This window comes from Delftia sp. PX-1, from assembly GCF_055797465.1.
Map to the genome: position 1 here is coordinate 3316484 of NZ_CP184763.1, position 18035 is coordinate 3334518.

An 18035-nucleotide genomic window follows, 5' to 3' on the forward strand; every position below is an offset into this window, starting at 1 on the left:
AAATCGAGGCAGGGTGACACTTTTTCGGATCTCGGCTGGCAACGGGGAAAGAGCTTTTTTCTTCACCGCCTCCAAGGACCGATTTCCATGCCTGCCGTACCCATGCCGCATCCCGTCTTCCATCCCCTGGCGCATGCCGCCCGCCTGGCCCTGCTGGGCATGGCATTGGCCGCAGGCGCCGGGCAGGCGGCCGAACCGGCACCTGCTCCCACGCCCGCTCCCGCAGCCCAGACCTACCAGATTGCGCCCGGGCCGCTGGGCCGCACGCTGGCTGGCGTGGCCACGGCGGCGGGCATTTCGCTGTCCTTCGATCCTGCGCTGACCGAAGGGCTCACCAGCCCGGCCCTGTCCGGCCACTACGCGCCGCAGCAGGCGCTGCAGCGCCTGCTGGCCGGCAGCGGGCTGGACATGGTGGCGCGCAGCGATGGCAGCTACACGCTGCGCAGGCAGGCCGCACCGGCCGGCGCTGGTGCCGGTTCCACCACGGTCCTGAACGAAGTGCAGGTGACGGCCCGCGCCGAGCGCAGCGCCACTAGCGAAGGCACGGGCAGCTACGCGGCCCGCGCGGTCACGGTGGGCAAGGGCGAGCAGGCGATCAAGGACATCCCCCAGTCCATCAGCGTGATCACGCGCCAGCGCATGGACGACCAGAACCTCCACACCGTGGACGACGTGCTGGCCAGCACCACGGGCATCACCATGTACGACAGCCCCATGGGCGGGCGCTATGTCTACTCGCGCGGCTTCCGCGTCGATACCTACCAGTTCGATGGTGTGAACCGCGCCTTCTACTACCCGCAGGCCGACAACTTCACCAGCAACGCCGCCACGCTGGACCGCGTGGAAGTGGTGCGCGGTGCCACGGGGCTGCTGCAGGGGGCGGGCTCGCCCAGCGCCGCCATCAACATGGTGCGCAAGCGCCCCCTGGCAGAGCGCCAGCTGGAGGTCTCGGCCGGTGTGGGTTCCTGGAACAACCTGCGCAGCGAGATCGATGCCACGGGCCCGCTCAACGAGGCCGGCACGCTGCGCGGGCGCGTGGTCGCCAGCCTCAACAGCCGCGACTATTTCTACGACGTGGCCAGCAGCCGCACCGGCGTGCTCTACGGCGTGCTGGAGTACGACCTCAGCTCCCAGACCCGGCTGACGGTGGGCGCCACCCACGAGCGGCTGCGCTCCACGCCGTTCTTCCAGGGCCTGCCGCGCTATGCCGACGGGGCAGACCTGCGGCTGCCGCGCTCCACCTTCCTGGGCGCGGACTGGAACCGCTGGGACAGCGAGCAGACATCGCTGTTTGCCGAGTTGCAGCACCGCTTCAACGCGGACTGGACCGTCAAGGCCACGGCGGGCTACACCCGGGAAAAGCACGACATGAAGTACGCCTTCGCCTTGGGGGCCATCCATCCCGCCACGCTGGCGGGCAACGAGATGTATGCCGGCCTGTTCGATGTCACCACCGACAACAAGACCCTGGACGTGGCGGTGGACGGCAAATTCGACGCCTTCGGCCGCCGGCATTCGCTGAGCTTTGGCGCCAACACGGGCCGCATGGTCAACGACAGCGACTATTCGCTGATCCGCATGGGCCTGCCCAACAACGTGTTCGACCCGAGCGCCGCCATCCGCGAGCCATCCCGCGCGGAATTCCTGGCCAACCGCTATCGCGGCGATGAAAGCCGCACCCGCATGACCCAGTCCGGCGCCTACGGCGTGGCGCGGCTGAGCCTCACCGATGCGCTGACCCTGATCGGCGGCGCCCGCGTCACCCGCTTCACGGGCAGCAGCAACTACCGCAACACGGGCGAGGCCTACAACGACCCGTACAAGGAAAGCGGCGTCATCACGCCCTATGGCGGCCTGGTCTATGCGCTCAATGACCAGTGGTCGGCCTATGCCAGCTACTCCGACATCTTCCAGGCCCAGAACGCCGTGACGGCGGCCGGCGACCTGCTGGCTCCCATCAAGGGGCGCAATCTGGAAGTGGGCATGAAGGGCGAATTGCTGGACGGCAGGGTGAACGCAGCCGTGGCCCTGTTCCGCATCGACCAGAAGAACCGCGCCGAAGAGGACCTGGTCAACCCCTGCTCGGCCAGCACCTACTGCTATGTCTCCGTGGGCAAGGTCCGCAGCCAGGGGCTGGATGCCGAGATCAGCGGCGAGGTGGCGCGCGGCTGGCAGCTGTTTGCCGGCTACACCTTCAGCCATTTCAAGTACCTGGACAACACCTCCAATGCCGGCGTGGAGTTCGCCAGCACCTACACGCCCAAGCACATGCTGCGGGTCTGGAGCGACTACCGCCTGCCGGGCGAATGGAGCGCCTGGAACGTGGGCGGCGGCGTCAACTTCCAGACCGCCAGCTCGCGCGCGGTGGGCGCCATCACCGACGTGCAGCCAGCCTATGCCGTGTGGTCTGCCCGCCTGGGCTACCGCATCGACCGCAACTGGTCCGTGGCACTGAGCGTGGCCAACCTGTTCGACAAGACCTACTACCAGACCATAGGCGCGCCGGCCTGGGGCAATGTCTACGGCGCACCGCGCAGCGCGACGCTCACCCTGCGCGGCAAGTTCTGAAACACGGCCAGGAGGAACGGACTGCAGCAGCATGCGGGAGAGCTGGGCCGCAAGAGGGGCGCAGTTGCCTATAATTGAGAATTATTCTCAATCTCGGGTCGCCGCGTGTCCAGCCCATCGCCTTCCTTGTCCGCCCATGTCGAATCCCTGTACCTGGCCCACCACGGCTGGCTGCAGGGCTGGCTGCGCAAGAAGGTGGGCAATGCCTTCGACGCGGCCGATCTGGCGCAGAGCACCTTCCTCAAGGTGCTGGGCGCCAAGGGGCTGGACCAGCTCCAGGAGCCGCGCGCCTACCTGACCACCATTGCGCGCAACCTGCTGATCAACCAGGTGCGGCGCCGCGCCATCGAGCAGGCCTATCTCGATGCCCTGGCCGCCATGCCCGAGCCCGTGGCGCCGCCGCCCGAGGTCCGGCTCATGGTGCTGGAGACCCTGGTGGAGATAGACCGGCGCCTGGGCCGCCTGCCCGCGCTGGCCAAGCAGGCCTTCCTGCTGGCCCAGCTCGAAGGGCTCGGCCATGGCGAGATCGCGGCCGAGCTGGGCATCTCCATCTCCACCGTCAAGCGGCATCTGGCCAAGGCGGCCATGCGCTGCTTCTTCCCGGAGTAGGCGGCATGCAGGCGTTCCCTTCCGCTTCTTCCCCCATTTCTGCCGAAGTGGCCCGCCAGGCCGTGCAATGGTGGCTGCAGCTGAACTCCGGCCAGGCCCAGGCCCGGCAGCACGATGGCCTGCAGCGCTGGCGTGCGGCCAGCCCCGAGCATGAGGCCGCCTGGCAGCGCATCGAATCCATGGGCAGCCAGATGGCCGGCATCCCCATGCCGCTGGCGCGGGCCGCATTGGCCGCACCCGGCTCGGCCGGCAGGCGTCGTGCGGTGCAGGCGCTGGCCGTGCTGCTGGTCTCGGGCGCAGGCTCCGCGGCCGTCGTGCGCTCGCAGGCCTGGCGCGGCTGGACGGCCGACCAGGTGGCTGCCGTAGGCGAGCAGCGCCGGCTGCCGCTGCCCGATGGCGGCAGCGTGGTGCTCAACACCGGCAGCGCCCTCAACCTGCGCTACGGCGCGGCCGAGCGCGTGCTGGAGCTGGTGCGTGGCGAAATCCTCGTGCAGACCGCGCCGGACAGCCTGCACCGGCCCTTCATCGTGCAGACCGCCATGGGCGCCGTCCAGGCCCTGGGCACGCGCTTCACGGTGCGCGAGCGCGAGCCCGGCATCGAAGTGGGCGTGCTGCAAGGCGCCGTGCAACTGCGGCCCGCGCATGCCCCGCATGCCGCGCAGCGCATAGCTGCGGGAGAGCAGGGCACGTTCACGGCCCAGCAGGCCGCGCACTCCGGCGCGCTGGACACGGCGGCCAGCGCCTGGGCCGAAGGCATGCTGGTGGCCTCGCGCATGCGGCTGGAGGATTTCCTGGCCGAGCTGGGCCGCTACCGGCGCGGGCGCCTGGGCTGCGACCCGGCCGTGGCCGGCCTGCACGTCTCCGGCGCCTATCCGCTGGCCGACACCGACCGCGTGCTGGCCGCGCTGACTTCCTCGCTGCCCGTGGAAATCCACTCCTTCTCGCGCTACTGGGTGATGGTGCGGCCTGCCGGGGCGGGCAAGGCATGAGCGGCACGGGCTGCATGAAGGCCTTCGCCTCTCTTTTGAAAAAAATTTGAGCTGATTTGCCGGCGATGGCTGTCAACAGAGACAGGAGCGCACCGCAGCGTGCGCCAACGCTTCTCTACAACCATTGCAACAAGGCCTTTCCATGCGCCCTCAGACCATGCGCCAGAACTCCATGCGGCAGGCTGCCGCCCCCACTGTCCGCCCATCCCAGGCGGCCCCGGCGTTACGTCCGGTGGCGCTGGCGCTGCAGGTGCTGTGCGCGGGCACGCTGGCGGGGCTGGCTGCCGCAGGCGCCCTGGCTCCGGCACAGGCCTGGGCGCAGCCGGCTGCCGGTGCTTCGCAGCAACGCCAGTACGACATTGCCGCCGGCCCGCTGGAAAGCGTGCTCAACCAGCTCGGGCGCGAGGCCGGCGTGCTGGTCACCTTCGGCTCGGCCGTCACCGAAGGCTTGCGCAGCGGCGGCGTGAGCGGGCGCTTCACCGTGGAGCAGGCGCTGGACCGCGCCTTGCTGGGCACGCCGCTGGCGGCCGTGCGCTCGGCCGGCGGCGGCTACACCCTGCGCGAGATGCCCGTGGTGCCTGCCACCTCCGGCGCGGCGGGTGCTGCGGGTGCGGCAGGCGCGCCGTCCTCCCAGACGCTCAGGACCGTGCTGGTCACGGCCTCTGCCCAGGCCAGCCCCACCACCGAAGGCTCGGGCTCCTACACCACGCCGGCCACGGCGGCGGCCACGGGCCTGAGCCTGTCGCTGCGCGACACGCCGCAGTCCGTCAGCGTGCTCACGCGCCAGCAGATCGAGGACCAGGGCCTGCTATCGCTCAACGACGCCATGCGCAGCGTCACCGGCATCCATGTCGTCAGCTCGGACAGCGACCGCTCGGACTTCTACTCGCGCGGCTTCTACGTGGACAACCTGCAGTACGACGGCGTGCCCACCTCCATCGGCCTGTCGTTCTACGGCGAATCGGGCAACGACACCACCATCTATGACCGCGTCGAAGTGGTGCGCGGCGCCACGGGCCTGCTCACGGGCGCGGGCAATCCGTCGGCCTCCATCAACATGGTGCGCAAGCACGCCAACAGCAAGGTGTTCACGGGCTCGGCCTCGGCCAGCGTGGGCTCGTGGAACCACCATCGCGGCACGGTGGACCTGTCCATGCCGCTGACGCAGGACGGCCGCATCCGCGCACGCGTCGCCGGCATGGCCGAAGAGCGCGACTCCCATGTGGACCTCTACCACGCGCGCAAGCAGGTCTTCTACGGCGTGATCGATGCCGACCTCACGCCCGACACCACGCTCAGCGTGGGCGCCGACTACCAGGCCAACCGGCCCACCGGCTCGACCTGGGGCGGCCTGCCGCTGGTCTTCACGAACGGCATGCCGGCCGACTGGAGCACCTCCAAGACCACGGCTGCGAACTGGACGCGCTGGAACAGCACCAACAAAAGCATCTTCGCCAACCTGCAGCACCGCTTCGGCAACGACTGGAAGCTCAAGGCCAACTTCGTGCACCGCGACAGCGCCTACGACGCCAAGCTGCTGTACCTCATGCGCCAGCCCGACATCACCACCGGCCTGGGCATGGCAGCCCTGCCCAACTACTCCGAATACAGCTTCCAGCAAAACAGCGCCGACCTGCAGGTGACGGGCGGCTGGGAACTGGGCGGGCGCCGCCATGAGGCCGTGGTCGGCCTGACCAGCAGCCGTGCCCGCGAACACAAGGCCGGCCATGCGCGCACCAGCCCCCTGCAGGACGTGGGCAACTACTACCAATGGGACGGCTCCTATGCCGAGCCCACCTGGGGGCCGCTGACCACCAGCAGCCTGGACCACAGGCGCCAGGACGCGCTGTACGGCGCGCTGCGCCTGTCGCTGGCCGATCCGGTCAAGCTCATCGTGGGCGGGCGCCAGAGCAGCTGGAAGGTGCGCAGCCTGAGCGAGAACCGCTCGCACGATGTCTTCATCCCCTATGCCGGCGTCGTCCTGGACCTGAGCGAAGGCTTCTCGGCCTATGCCAGCTACACCGACATCTTCCAGCCCCAGAACTACCGCGACCGCGGCGGCAGCTACCTGGACCCCGTGGCGGGCAAGAGCTTCGAGATCGGCATCAAGGGCGAGCACCTCAACGGCAGGCTCAACAGCTCCCTGTCCGTCTTCCGCATCCAGCAGGACAACGTGGCCCAGCTGGACGAAGGCCAGGTCGTGCCCGGCACCACCGACTTCGCCTACTACGGCGCCAAGGGCGTGACCAGCAAGGGCTTCGAGGCCCAGGTCTCGGGCGAGCTGGCCACGGGCTGGAACCTGTCGGCCGGCATTGCCCACACCGTCGCGCGTGACGCCCAGGGCCTGTCCATCAACGCCTGGGCGCCCAAGACCCAGGCCCAGCTGTTCACTTCCTACCGCCTGCCCGGTGGATGGAATCAGCTCACCGTGGGCGGCGGCCTGCAATGGCAAAGCCGCACCCGCGCCAGCGTCTTCGTGGCGGGCAATGACCTGGTCTTCGAGCAGAAATCCTTCGCCACCGCCAGCCTCATGGCGCGCTATGCCTTCAGCCCCAGGCTTTCGCTGCAGCTGAACCTGAACAACCTCTTCAACAAGAAGTACTACGTCAACATCGACGGCCAGGGCCAGTTCGGCACGCCGCGCCAGGCCATGGCGGTGCTGAATTACAAGTGGTGAAGCTTTCCCTGTGAGGATGGGGTGGAGTTGGCGCGGCAGCAGCCGAGGACGGCGGTGCAGGCCGCTGGCGCCCATTGCGGAGCCAGCAGCCCTTGCAGAGCCATTGCGGGGTAGGCGGCGGATGGGGGCTACACCACGCGCCGGGCCTCCACCTTCACATGGCCGGCCAGCAGGTCGGCGCTGTCGCGGATGGCGCGCAGCGCATGGGCCAGGGCCTGCTGGCTGTGGTGCTCCTGCGGTGCATGCACTGCCGCCAGGGCCAGTTGCGCCAGGGCCGAGATCTCGGTGCAGTTTTCCTGCACGCTGCTGTGGATCTCGGTGATGGCGCTGGTCAACTGGTGCAGGCTGGGGGGTTGTGTCCTGGGGGTGTCCTTGTCCATGGCCATGCCTCAGCCCTGCGGGCGCACCGGCTCATGGGTGCGGCATTCGAGCAGTTGCGCCATGGCTTTGGCGGCTGCCTCGGCCGCTTCGGCGCGGCGCATCTCGGCAGCGTCTTCGAACCCGCAGCCCATGGCCTGGGCCTCGGTGCCGGCGTAGTCGGCCAGTGTCTCGGCGCTGTCGCGGATGCTTTGCAGGGCGCGAGCCACCACGTCCATGTGGCGATGGCCCTTGGGCGTCTCCAGCCATGCCAGGGCGAGTTGGGCGATGGAGGAGATTTCTGCACAGCCTTGCTGCACGAGATGGTCCACCTGGGTGAGGGCATTGGACAGCTGCCGGGTGCTGTGGCTGTCCGTGGCGGATTTGGGCTGGGCGGGGTTCATGCCTGGGCCCTCCGTGTGGAAAGGGCGGCGCCAAAAGAGGGCGCGCAGGCGAGTGCCAGAGAAACGGCAGTCATGTTTCCGTGCTCCTTACTGAGACTGAAACCACCGACTCCGCGTTTTGAAGCACGAAACAGGTGGACGGGATGTTCAAAACACACAGCAAGATGTGCGGACGCCCTTACGGGTAGCCCCATCCCGCCCGAAATCGCAGGGGCGTGGACGAGCGTCCACAGCCCGGAATCCAGACGTGACAAGGCCTCGCTTTCGGGGAGGCAGCACCGCTTACTAAATGGGTGTTTTGAAGCACCGGCCCCGGAACAGGGGGCTGGTGCGGATGATAGCGCGTGCGGCGTGCGCAAAGTCGCTTGGCGGCCCGTTGCACCTTGCGATCGCGGCCTTTCAGGGATGGCCCAGGAACCGCTGAAAGAGCCCGGCATGCATTGCTTTTATTGAGAATGATTCTTCTTTGCGCGGTTATGATCCAGCCCCATGGATTTGTCCGCCTCCTTCACCGCACTCCGCGTGCAGGGTGAGCGCCAGCCCCATGCCGGCCTGCGGGCGGGCACAGCAACACCGGGCGTAGGCCGGCAACCACCCAGGCCGCTGTCCATTGCGGCTGGCCTTTTTTTCAATCTCGTTTGTCATGTATCAGGAGGGCCGTCACGGCCATTGCTTTCGGCATTTGCATTGCCGCTTTTCTGAACAACCCACTACATGTCCCTCTCCCATTCCGGCCAATCCTGCCAATCCGGCCATTCCGCCAAACCCACCCATCCGGGCCTGCTTGTCCTGTCCCGCCTGCTGGCCGCCGTCTTCGGCGGCTATGCGCTGGCCAGTGCGCTGGCGGCCTTCCTGGCCGCTGCGCTGCCCGGCGCGCGTGTCGATGCCGTGATCGCCGGCATGCAGTGGAGCTTTGCGCTGCACGCGCTGGCGGTGATCTGGGCGTTCTCGCCGGTTTCGGCGGGCCGGGTCTGGCTGGGGTTGCTGGTGCCTGCGGCGCTGATGGGCGGCGCCGCGCTGCTGTTGGCGCACAATGGCGCGGGAGGCTGAGATGGCAAAGGCGCAGATCAGCAAGGTCCCCGGCAGCGGCGCTGCCACGGGCGGTTTCCGTCAGGCCCAGGCCTGGCTGCATACCTGGTGCGGGCTGTGGTTTTCGTGGCTGCTGTTCGCGGTGTTCCTCACCGGTTCGCTGGCCGTGTTCCAGGAAGCCATCACGCACTGGATGACGCCCGAGCACCATGCCGAGGAGGCGGCCGAGGCGGCCGAGGCGGCAGCGCGCGCCGCCGCGCCGGCCGGGCAGGGTGCGGACCTGGGCCAGCGCCTGGCCTGGGGCGCGGCCTACATGCAAAAGCACCACCAGGGCGCGCAGATGTGGGAGATCTGGCCGTCCGACGACAAGGGCGGCGGCGACCTGCGTGTCTACTGGTTCGACGCCAACCGCCAGTACGCCGATGCCGAGCTGGACACGGCCACGGGCGAGGAAATGGGGGCCGGCCACGGCCACGGCGCCGCGCGCGCCACCATGGGCGGCAACCATTTCGTGGACTTCCACTATGAACTGCATGCCGGGCAGGTGGGGCTGTGGGTGATCGGCATTGCCGCCATGGCCATGCTGGTGGCCCTGGTCAGCGGCGTGGTCACGCACAAGCGCATCTTCAAGGACTTCTTCACCTTTCGCGCACGCAAGGGCCAGCGCAGCTGGCTGGACGCGCACAACGCCGTGGCGGTGCTCACGCTGCCCTTCCAGTTCATGATTGCCTATACCGGCATCGCCATCTCCAGCCTGAGCTTCATGCCCGTTGGCGTCTGGACGGTCTATGGCACTGACCAGGCCGCCCGCACGGCCTTCATCGCCGACATGAACGAGGCCGGGCCGCCCGCGCTGTCCGGCAAGCCCCTGGCGGTGCCCGATCTGGAGCCGTTTGCACGGCGCGGCCAGGAGCTGATGGGCCAGGCGGTGCGCGCGGTGGTCATCGACCATCCCGGCGATGCATCGGCACGCATCGGCGTCTACGGCTGGAACAGCGATGACCGTGCGCATCAGCGCCTGAGCCCCAATTCGGGCATGGCCATGTTCTCGGCCGCCACGGGCGAGGTGCTGCAGGTGCGCCTGCCCGGCGGCGCCGACGGCGGCACCCCCTCGCTGGCCCAGGCGGTCATGGGCGGGCTGCACATGGTCAAGTTCGGCGGGCTGGCCATGAAGTGGCTGTACTTCCTGTGCGGCCTGGCGGGCGCGGCCATGATGGCCACGGGCGCCATCCTCTTCATGGTCAAGCGCCGCAGCCGCCACCAGGGCGAGTTCGGCAGCGCCACGGCGCGCGTGTACCGGCTGATCGAGGGCCTGAACGTGGCGGCCATCGCCGGGCTGGGCCTGGGCTGCATCGGCTACCTGTGGGCCAACCGCCTGGTGCCCGTGGGCCTGGCGCACCGCGATGACTGGGAGCTGGCCGTGTTCTTCGGGCTGTGGGGCCTGGCGCTGGTGCATGCGCTGGCCTGCGCGCCGGCCACGGCCTGGCGCCAGCAGATGGGCCTGCTGGCCATGCTGTGCCTGCTGCTGCCTCTGCTCAACTGGATCACCGTGGGCGAGCCGCTGTCGGCCCACATGCTGGAGGGCGACTGGGAAAGCGCCGGGGTGGAGCTGTTCTGCCTGGCCACGGGGCTGGCGGCCGCCTGGGCCTGGCGCTGGCTGGCGCGGCGCGGCGCGGGTGCCGCCGCCAAGGCAAGGACGGCCAAGGGGCAGGCCGCCGTGGCCGGCCCCTCGGAGGTGCAGGCATGAGCACGTTGCACGCATCCCTGGCCGCACTGGCCCTGGCCTTTGCAGGCATGGCGGCCCTGGCCTTTGCCATGGACCGCCACTACGAACAATTGACCGGCGCGCGCGAGCTGCCGGCCCGCCGTGGCCCGCAGTTGCGCGGCCTGGGCACGGCGCTGCTGGCGCTGGCCCTTGTGCCCGTTGTCTCGGGCTGGGGCGGCACGGTGGGCACGGTGGCCTGGCTGGGCTTTGTGTCCGCCGGCGCGCTGATGGCCGTGGCCCTGATCAGCGCCCATGCGCGCTGGGCGGCGCGGCTGGCCTGGTTGGCTGGCGTGCTTGCCGTGGCGGATTTGGCGTGGATTGTTTTCAGTTTCGGCATTACGGGGTTTTTCAGATGAGTTTCCTGCTTTCGTTCCAGTTCGGGGTGTGTGTGGTCGGGAGGCAAGCATGACGCGCACGCAGCAACGCTGGAAAGCCATCGCCGTGGCGGTGGTCCTGTTGGCGGCGGCCGGGGGCGCGGCCGCCTGGTGGTCCAGCCGGCCTGCCGTGGCCTACCAGACCGAGACCGTGGCGCGCACCGATATCGAGTCCACCGTCACGGCCATCGGCACGCTGCAGCCGCGCCGCTATGTGGACGTGGGCGCCCAGGTGTCGGGCCAGGTCACCCGGCTGCGCGTGGAGCCCGGCGCCCAGGTGGAGAAGGGCGCGCTGCTGGTGGAGATCGACCCCAGCGTGCAGCGCGCCACGGTGGATGCGGGGCGTGCCTCGCTGGCGGGCCTGCGCGCACAGCTGGCCGAGCAGCAGGCGCTGCGCAAGCTGGCCGAGCAGCAGCTCACGCGCCAGCGCCAGCTGGCCCGCGACGGGGCCACGCGCGAGGAAGACCTGCAGACCGCAGAAGCCAACCTGGCCGCCGCCGGTGCCCGCATGGAGCATCTGAAGGCCCAGATCGACCAGACCCAGGCCACGCTCAAGGCCGACGAGGCGCGCCTGGGCTATACGCGCATCTACGCGCCCATGGCGGGCACCGTGGTGTCGGTGGAGGCGCGCGAGGGCCAGACGCTGAACGCCACCTACCAGACGCCCAACATCCTGCGCATTGCCGACCTGTCGGCCATGACGGTGTGGACCGAAGTGTCCGAGGCCGACGTGCGCCGCGTGCGCGACGACATGCCGGTGTACTTCACCACGCTGGGCGGCGCCGACCAGGCCAGGCCCCGGCGCTGGTCCAGCAAGGTGCGCCAGGTGCTGCCCTCGCCCTCTACCAGCCAGACGCCGGCCGGCGGCAATGCGGGCCAGGCGCCTGCGCCCGCCACCAAGGCCGTGGCCTATACCGTGCTGTTCGATGTGGACAACGAGGACGCCGAGCTGATGCCCCAGATGACGGCCCAGGTGGTCTTCGTCACCGGCCAGGCCGCGCAGGCACTCACCGTGCCGCTGATGGCCGTGGCCGACAAGGCGGGAACGACTGGCAAGGCGGAAAAGGCAGAGAAGGCAGAGACGGCCGAGAAGGCAGGCAGCACGCAGACCGTGCGCGTGCTGGACGCCAAGGGTCAGCCCGAGCAGCGCACCGTGCGCCTGGGCGTGCGCAGCCGCCACCAGGCCGAGGTGCTGGAGGGCCTGCAGGAAGGCGAGCGCGTCATCGTCGGCGAGACGCCTCTGGACCGTGGCCCGCGGTGGCTGCAATGGTGATGGCGCAGGGCATGCAGGCCGGCGCGCCGCTGGCCGCACCGCTGATCCAGCTGCGCGGCATCACCAAGCACTACGGCGGCGGCGACAGCGGCCAGCCCGCCGTCACCGTGCTGCACGGCATCGACCTGGAGATACGCGCGGGCGAGTTCGTGGCCGTGGTGGGCAGCTCGGGCTCGGGCAAGTCCACGCTGATGAACATCCTGGGCTGCCTGGACCGGCCCAGCGAGGGCAGCTACCACTTCCAGGGCCAGGACGTGGCCACGCTGGACTCGGATGCGCTGGCCTGGCTGCGGCGCGAGGCCTTCGGCTTCGTCTTCCAGGGCTACCACCTGATAGCCAGCGAAAGCGCCAGCGAGAACGTGGAAATGCCCGCCATCTACGCCGGCCTGCCCAAGGAAGAGCGCGTGCGGCGCGCCCGTGCGCTGCTGGAGCGCCTGGGCCTGGGCTCGCGCCTGGGCAACCGGCCCAACCAGCTGTCGGGCGGGCAGCAGCAGCGCGTGTCGATTGCGCGCGCGCTGATGAACGGCGGCCAGATCATCCTGGCCGACGAACCCACGGGCGCGCTGGACTCGCACAGCGGCGCCGAGGTCATGGTCCTGCTGCGCGAGCTGGCCGATGCGGGCCACACCATCATCCTCATCACCCACGACCGCGCGGTGGCCGCCCAGGCGCGCCGCGTGATCGAGATCAGCGACGGCCGCATCACCAGCGACAGCCGGCGCGACGATGCAGCCAACGCGGTGAATGCGGCAAATGCGGCGAATGCGGGCGCCGCTGCCCTGCCGCTCACGCCGCAGCGCGGCAGCGCCGGTGCGCCCTGGCTGGCCGAACTGTTCGAGGCCGCGCGCAGCGCCTGGCGCGGCATGCGAATGAACCGCGTGCGCACCAGCCTGACCTTGCTGGGCATCGTCATCGGCGTGGCCTCGGTGATTGTGATGCTGGCCATTGGCGAGGGCGCGCGGCGCAAGGTGGTCGAGCAGATGGGGACCATGGGCACGGCCATCCTCTACATGGGCAGCAAGCCGCCGGCCACGGGCGGGCCGGCCGGGCAGATGACCGAGGAAGACCTGGCCGCCGTGCGCGAACTGCCCGAGATACGGCGCGTCATGCCCGTGATCGGCGACCCCATCACCGTGCGCTACGGCAAGGCCGACAAGCAGATCTACGTGTTCGCGGCCAGCGAGGAGATGCCCCTGGTGCACCACTGGAAGGTGGCCCAGGGCCGCTACTACACCGAGGCCGAGGACCGCGACCTGGCGCCCCTGGTGGTCCTGGGCCACAAGGCGCACCAGCATTTCTTCCCCGACACGCCCAACCCGCTGGGGCGCCAGCTGATCATCGGAACATCGGCCTTCGAGGTCATCGGCGTGATGAGCGAGCGCGGCGCGGACTCGGGCGCGCAGAACTATGACGACATGGTCTTCATTCCCTACCGCTCGGGCCGGGCGCGCGTCTACCAGTCGCAGACCCAGCCCGACTATGTGGTGATCGAGGCCATGTCCTCCGACGTGGTGCACGAGGCGGAGGAGGCCATGCGCAAGCTGCTGCTGGCGCGCCACGGCGGGCGCGAGGACTTCGGCATCGGCAACGCGGCCGCGCGCATCCAGGCCGAGGCGGCCACGCGCCAGAGCATGGCGGTGATGCTGGGCCTGATTGCCGCCGTCTCCCTGGTGGTGGGCGGCATCGGCGTGATGAACGTGATGCTGATGACGGTGCGCGAGCGCACGCGCGAGATCGGCATCCGCATGGCCACGGGCGCGCGCCAGCGCGACATCCTGCGCCAGTTCCTGACCGAGGCCAGCCTGGTCACCTTCGTGGGCGGCACGGTGGGCCTGCTGGCCGGCCTGGCCGTGGGCGTGGTGCTCATCGTGGCGGGCGTGCCCGTGGTGTTTTCGGTGCGCGCCATGCTGGGCGCCTTTGCCTGCGCCGTGGTGACGGGCCTGGTGTTCGGCTACATGCCTGCCAAGACGGCGGCGCGGCTGGACCCGGTGCGTGCGCTGGCGGGAGAGTGAGATGAAAGACATGAACGACAAGACGCTGGGAAATGCGAGCCTGGGCTGCATCGCTCTCGCGCTGCTTGCCCTGGGCGGCTGCGCCGTGCAGCAGACGGTGCCGGACAGGACAGCGCCTGCGCTGGCCGCTTCGTGGAAGCAGCAGGGCGAAGCCGTCCCTGCCTCCGTCTCACCCCAGTGGTGGCAGGCCTTTGGCAGCGCGGAGCTGGGCGGCGTGGTGCAGGCTGCCCAGGACCAGAGCCTGGACATGGCTGCCGCCATGGCCCGCGTGCGCCAGGCCGAGGCGGCCACGCGCCAGGCAGGCGCGGCGCTGCTGCCGTCGCTCAGCGGCGAGCTGCGCGCCCAGCGCATGAACCATGCACAGGTGGCGGGCGGGCAGGCCAGCGTCTACGGCGCTGCGCTGACGGCCTCGTATGAGGTGGACTTCTGGGGCCGCAACCGCGCCACGCGCGATGCGGCGGCGGCGGCCTGGCAGGCCAGCCGGTTTGACCAGGACACGGTGCGCCTCACGGTCACCGCCCAGGTGGCCCATGGCTGGCTGCAGGCCGTGGCGCTGCGCGAGCGCCAGGCCATTGCGGCGCGCAACGTGGCCAATGCCGAGCGGCTGCTGGGCCTGGTGGAGTCCCGCGCGCGCGCAGGCGCCGCCACCCAGCTGGAGTTGGCCCAGCAGCGCGGCCTGGTGGCCAGCCAGCGCCAGGCCCTGGCCACGCTGCGCCGCCAGGGCGAGGATGCCAATGCCACGCTGGCCGTGCTGCTGGGCCAGGCCCGCCGCCCCGCGCTGGCCACGGATTCGCTGCAGGCCCTGCAGCTGCCCGAGATCGGCGCAGGCCTGCCCACGCAGCTGCTGCAGCGCCGGCCTGACATTGCCAGTGCTGAGGCGCAACTGACCGCCGCCAGCGCCAACCTGCAGGCCGCCCGCGCAGCGCTGTGGCCCCGGCTGACCCTTACGGGCAGTGCAGGCACCAGCGCTGGGCGCGCCAGCGACTGGCTGCGCGAGCCCGTGTATTCGCTGCTGGCCGGACTGGCCGGTCCCATCTTCGACGGCGGCCGGCTGGCGGCCGAGCGCGATGGCGCCCAGGCCCGGCGCGAAGAACTGCTGGCCGGCTATTACAAGTCCATCGTCGCGGCCTATGGCGATGTGGACCTGGCGCTCAACGCCGTCCACGGCCTGAAGGCCCAGGCCGAGGCCCAGGCCGAGGTGCTGGCCCAGGCCCGCCAGGCCGTGTCGCTGGCCGAGCTGCGCTACAAGGCCGGGGCGGAAAGCCTGCTGTCCCTGCTGCAGGCCCAGACCACGCTGTACGCGGCCCAGGACGATGCCGTGCTGCAGCGCCTGCTGCAGCTGCAGGCGCGCGTGGCGCTGTACCGCGCGCTGGGCGGGGGGTGGGAGGCGCCTGCCATGGGCGCTGAAATGCCGGAAAGGCAGGCACAAAAAAGCCAGGGGGCATTGCCACCTGGCTGAGAGGGAAGGGCCAGGGCTGCCACCCGGTCCTGCCGGGTGTGCGGCCTGAGACCTCAGGCTTGAAGCCTGCTCAGCTGCCGCGCGTGATTGGCACGCCGGCATCCTTGCCGTAGGCGCCGTACTTGCCCAGCTCCCACTTGGCGATGGCGTTGCGGTGCACTTCGTCCGGGCCGTCGGCAAAGCGCAGCGTGCGCGCGTGGGCGTAGGCGCTGGCCAGCGGGAAGTCGTCGCTCATGCCGCCGCCGCCGTGCACCTGCATGGCCCAGTCGATGACCTGGCAGGCCATGCTGGGGGCCACGACCTTGATCATGGCGATCTCGCTGCGTGCTACCTTGTTGCCGGCGATGTCCATCAGCCAGGCGGCCTTGAGCGTGAGCAGGCGCGCCATGTCGATGCGGCAGCGTGCCTCGGCGATGCGTTCCTGCGTCACGGTCTGCTGGGCCACGCTCTTGCCGAAGGCGATGCGCGAGCTGGCGCGCTTGCACATCAGCTCCAGCGCGCGCTCGGCCAGGCCGATCAGGCGCATGCAGTGGTGGATGCGGCCGGGGCCAAGGCGGCCCTGGGCGATCTCGAAGCCACGGCCCTCGCCCAGCAGGATGTTGCCCACGGGCACGCGCACGTTCTCGAAGTACATCTCCATGTGGCCGTGCGGCGCGTCGTCATAGCCCATGACGTTGAGCGGGCGCACGATGCGGATGCCGGGCGCGTCGCCGGGCACGATGATCATGCTTTGCTGCGAGTGCTTGGGCGCATCAGGGTCGGTCTTGCCCATGGTGATGAAGACCTGGCAGCGCGGATCGCCGGCACCCGAGATCCACCACTTGTGGCCGTTGATCACGTACTCGTCGCCCTGGCGCTCGATGCGGGTGCAGATGTTGGTGGCGTCGGAGGAGGCCACCTCGGGCTCGGTCATGGCGAAGGCCGAGCGGATCTTGCCGTCCAGCAGCGGCTTGAGCCAGCGCTCCTTGAGTTCGGTGCTGCCGTAGCGCGCAATGGTCTCCATGTTGCCGGTGTCGGGCGCAGAGCAGTTGAACACCTCGCTGGACCATGGCACGCGGCCCATGATCTCGGCCAGCGGCGCGTATTCCTGGTTGGTCAGGCCGCCGCCCTTGTAGCCAGCGGCCTCGGCGCTGTCCACGGGCAGGAACAGGTTCCACAGGCCTTGCTCCCGGGCCTTGACCTTGAGCTTCTCGATGGTCTGCAGCGGCGTCCAGCGCTTGCCTGCGGCGGTGTTGGCTTCCATCTCGGCGGCATAGTCCTTTTCGCCGGGATAGATGTGCTCGTCCATGAACTTCAGCAGGCGTTCCTGCAGGTCCTTGGTCTTGGGCGAATATTCAAAGTCCATGGATGCGCTCCTTCTCTTGGCTTGTCGCTTGTGGTGGAAACGGGGTGATCGGTGAGTGTTGGGGGCTGGTCTGGATGGCTCAGCTGCGCTGGGCGAAGGACCAGGCCAGCTCGGCCATGGGCCGGGCCGTGTCGCCGGAGGCCTTGGCCTGGGCGCTGGAGGCCGTGCCGGCCTCCACGCGCTTGGCAATGCCCTGCAGGATGGCCGCGATGCGGAACATGTTGTAGGCCATGTAGAAGTTCCAGTCGGCGCGCAGCGTGTCCACGTCCTTGAGGCCCGTGCGCTCGCAGTAGCGGCGGATGTATTCCTCTTCGCCCGGAATGCCCAGGGCCGCCAGGTCCTTGCCTGCGATGCCCCGGCCCAGCGTGGCGGGGATGTGCCAGCTCATGCAGTGGTAGCTGAAGTCGGCCAGCGGGTGGCCCAAGGTGGACAGCTCCCAGTCCAGCACGGCGATGACGCGCGGCTCGGTGGGGTGGAACATCAGGTTGTCCAGGCGGAAGTCGCCGTGCACGATGGACACGCGCGAGGCATCCAGCGCGCTGGCCGGCATGTGGGCGGGCAGCCACTGCATGAGCTGGTCCATCTCGGGGATGGGCTGGGTGACCGAGGCCACGTACTGCTTGCTCCAGCGGCCGATCTGGCGCTCGAAGTAGTTGCCGCTCTTGCCGTAGTCGGCCAGGCCCTGGGCAGCGAAGTCCACGGTGTGCAGGGCCGAGATCACGCGGTTCATCTCGTCGTAGATGGCGGCGCGCTGGGCCGGCTCCATGCCGGGCAGGGACTGGTCCCAGAGCACGCGGCCTTCCATGCACTCCATGATGTAGAAGGCACGGCCGATGATGGACTCGTCCTCGCACAGCGCATACATGTGGGGCACGGGCACGTCGGTGCCGGCCAGGCCCTTCATCACGCGGAACTCGCGCTCGATGGCATGGGCCGAGGGCAGCAGCTTGGCCACGGGGCCGGGCTTGGAGCGCATCACGTAGCTGCGTCCCGGGGTGATCAGCTTGTAGGTGGGGTTGGACTGGCCGCCCTTGAACATCTCCACCTGCAGCGGGCCGGCAAAGCCCTGCACATGGCCCTGCATCCAGGCGGTGAGCGCGGGCACGTCGAATGCGTGCTGGTCGGAGACGGCGCGTGTGCCTACGAAATGGTCGAAAGTGCTCATGGGGCAGTC

At 69.4% G+C, this 18035-nt stretch carries 14 protein-coding genes; 10 read left to right on the forward strand and 4 right to left on the reverse strand.

Going from position 1 to position 18035, the window contains the following annotated elements; all coding sequences use genetic code 11:
• The first annotated feature begins 87 nt into the window (after positions 1-87).
• The 4 genes from ACN20X_RS15295 to ACN20X_RS15310 all read left to right on the forward strand — a co-directional run bounded on the left by ACN20X_RS15295 (position 88) and on the right by ACN20X_RS15310 (position 6843).
• A complete protein-coding gene (locus ACN20X_RS15295) occupies positions 88-2568 on the forward strand; it encodes a TonB-dependent siderophore receptor (protein ID WP_473209548.1) in 2481 nt (826 codons plus the stop codon).
• Positions 2569-2694: 126 nt separating this feature from the next.
• Positions 2695-3177, forward strand: coding sequence for a sigma-70 family RNA polymerase sigma factor (locus tag ACN20X_RS15300; protein ID WP_016450750.1), 483 nt, complete (start codon positions 2695-2697; stop codon positions 3175-3177).
• A 5-nt stretch (positions 3178-3182) separates the two neighbouring features.
• Positions 3183-4166 (forward strand): FecR domain-containing protein, encoded by a 984-nt coding sequence (locus ACN20X_RS15305; protein WP_473209549.1) that lies wholly within the window; start codon positions 3183-3185, stop codon positions 4164-4166.
• 142 nt (positions 4167-4308) lie between these two features.
• Positions 4309-6843, forward strand: coding sequence for a TonB-dependent receptor (locus tag ACN20X_RS15310; protein ID WP_473209550.1), 2535 nt, complete (start codon positions 4309-4311; stop codon positions 6841-6843).
• Between the two features lie 128 nt (positions 6844-6971).
• Here the strand turns inward: ACN20X_RS15310 and ACN20X_RS15315 are convergent, their stop codons facing one another.
• Positions 6972-7229: a hypothetical protein gene (locus tag ACN20X_RS15315; RefSeq protein WP_012205115.1), complete on the reverse strand. Its 258-nt coding sequence runs from the start codon at positions 7227-7229 to the stop codon at positions 6972-6974.
• A gap of 3 nt (positions 7230-7232) precedes the next feature.
• A complete protein-coding gene (locus ACN20X_RS15320; RefSeq protein ID WP_046241589.1) occupies positions 7233-7604 on the reverse strand; it encodes a hypothetical protein in 372 nt (123 codons plus the stop codon).
• A gap of 714 nt (positions 7605-8318) precedes the next feature.
• Here ACN20X_RS15320 and ACN20X_RS15325 point away from each other — a divergent pair.
• The 6 genes from ACN20X_RS15325 to ACN20X_RS15350 are packed head-to-tail and all read left to right on the forward strand — an operon-like array spanning position 8319 to position 15516.
• On the forward strand, positions 8319-8654 hold the full coding sequence (locus ACN20X_RS15325; RefSeq protein ID WP_473209551.1) for a DUF3649 domain-containing protein: 336 nt from the start codon (positions 8319-8321) through the stop codon (positions 8652-8654).
• Between the two features lies 1 nt (position 8655).
• Positions 8656-10380 carry a PepSY-associated TM helix domain-containing protein gene (locus tag ACN20X_RS15330; protein ID WP_473209552.1) on the forward strand — a complete coding sequence of 575 codons (1725 nt, stop codon included), beginning with the start codon at positions 8656-8658 and terminating at the stop codon, positions 10378-10380.
• On the forward strand, positions 10377-10754 hold the full coding sequence (locus ACN20X_RS15335; RefSeq protein WP_016450743.1) for a DUF3325 domain-containing protein: 378 nt from the start codon (positions 10377-10379) through the stop codon (positions 10752-10754). Before ACN20X_RS15330 ends, ACN20X_RS15335 begins: the two co-directional genes overlap by 4 nt.
• Positions 10755-10803: 49 nt before the next feature.
• Complete coding sequence (locus ACN20X_RS15340) at positions 10804-12045, forward strand: efflux RND transporter periplasmic adaptor subunit (RefSeq protein ID WP_312839917.1); 1242 nt, start codon at positions 10804-10806, stop codon at positions 12043-12045.
• Complete coding sequence (locus ACN20X_RS15345) at positions 12045-14057, forward strand: ABC transporter permease (protein WP_052013993.1); 2013 nt, start codon at positions 12045-12047, stop codon at positions 14055-14057. Before ACN20X_RS15340 ends, ACN20X_RS15345 begins: the two co-directional genes overlap by 1 nt.
• A 1-nt stretch (position 14058) precedes the next feature.
• Positions 14059-15516 carry an efflux transporter outer membrane subunit gene (locus tag ACN20X_RS15350; protein ID WP_016452929.1) on the forward strand — a complete coding sequence of 486 codons (1458 nt, stop codon included), beginning with the start codon at positions 14059-14061 and terminating at the stop codon, positions 15514-15516.
• 70 nt (positions 15517-15586) lie between these two features.
• On the opposite strand, the gene ACN20X_RS15355 is transcribed toward ACN20X_RS15350, so the two are convergent.
• Positions 15587-16861, reverse strand: coding sequence for an acyl-CoA dehydrogenase family protein (locus ACN20X_RS15355; protein WP_016446718.1), 1275 nt, complete (start codon positions 16859-16861; stop codon positions 15587-15589).
• Between the two features lie 79 nt (positions 16862-16940).
• Positions 16941-18026, reverse strand: a complete 1086-nt coding sequence (locus ACN20X_RS15360; protein ID WP_016446719.1) for a phosphotransferase — start codon at positions 18024-18026, stop codon at positions 16941-16943.
• Positions 18027-18035 lie beyond the last annotated feature (9 nt).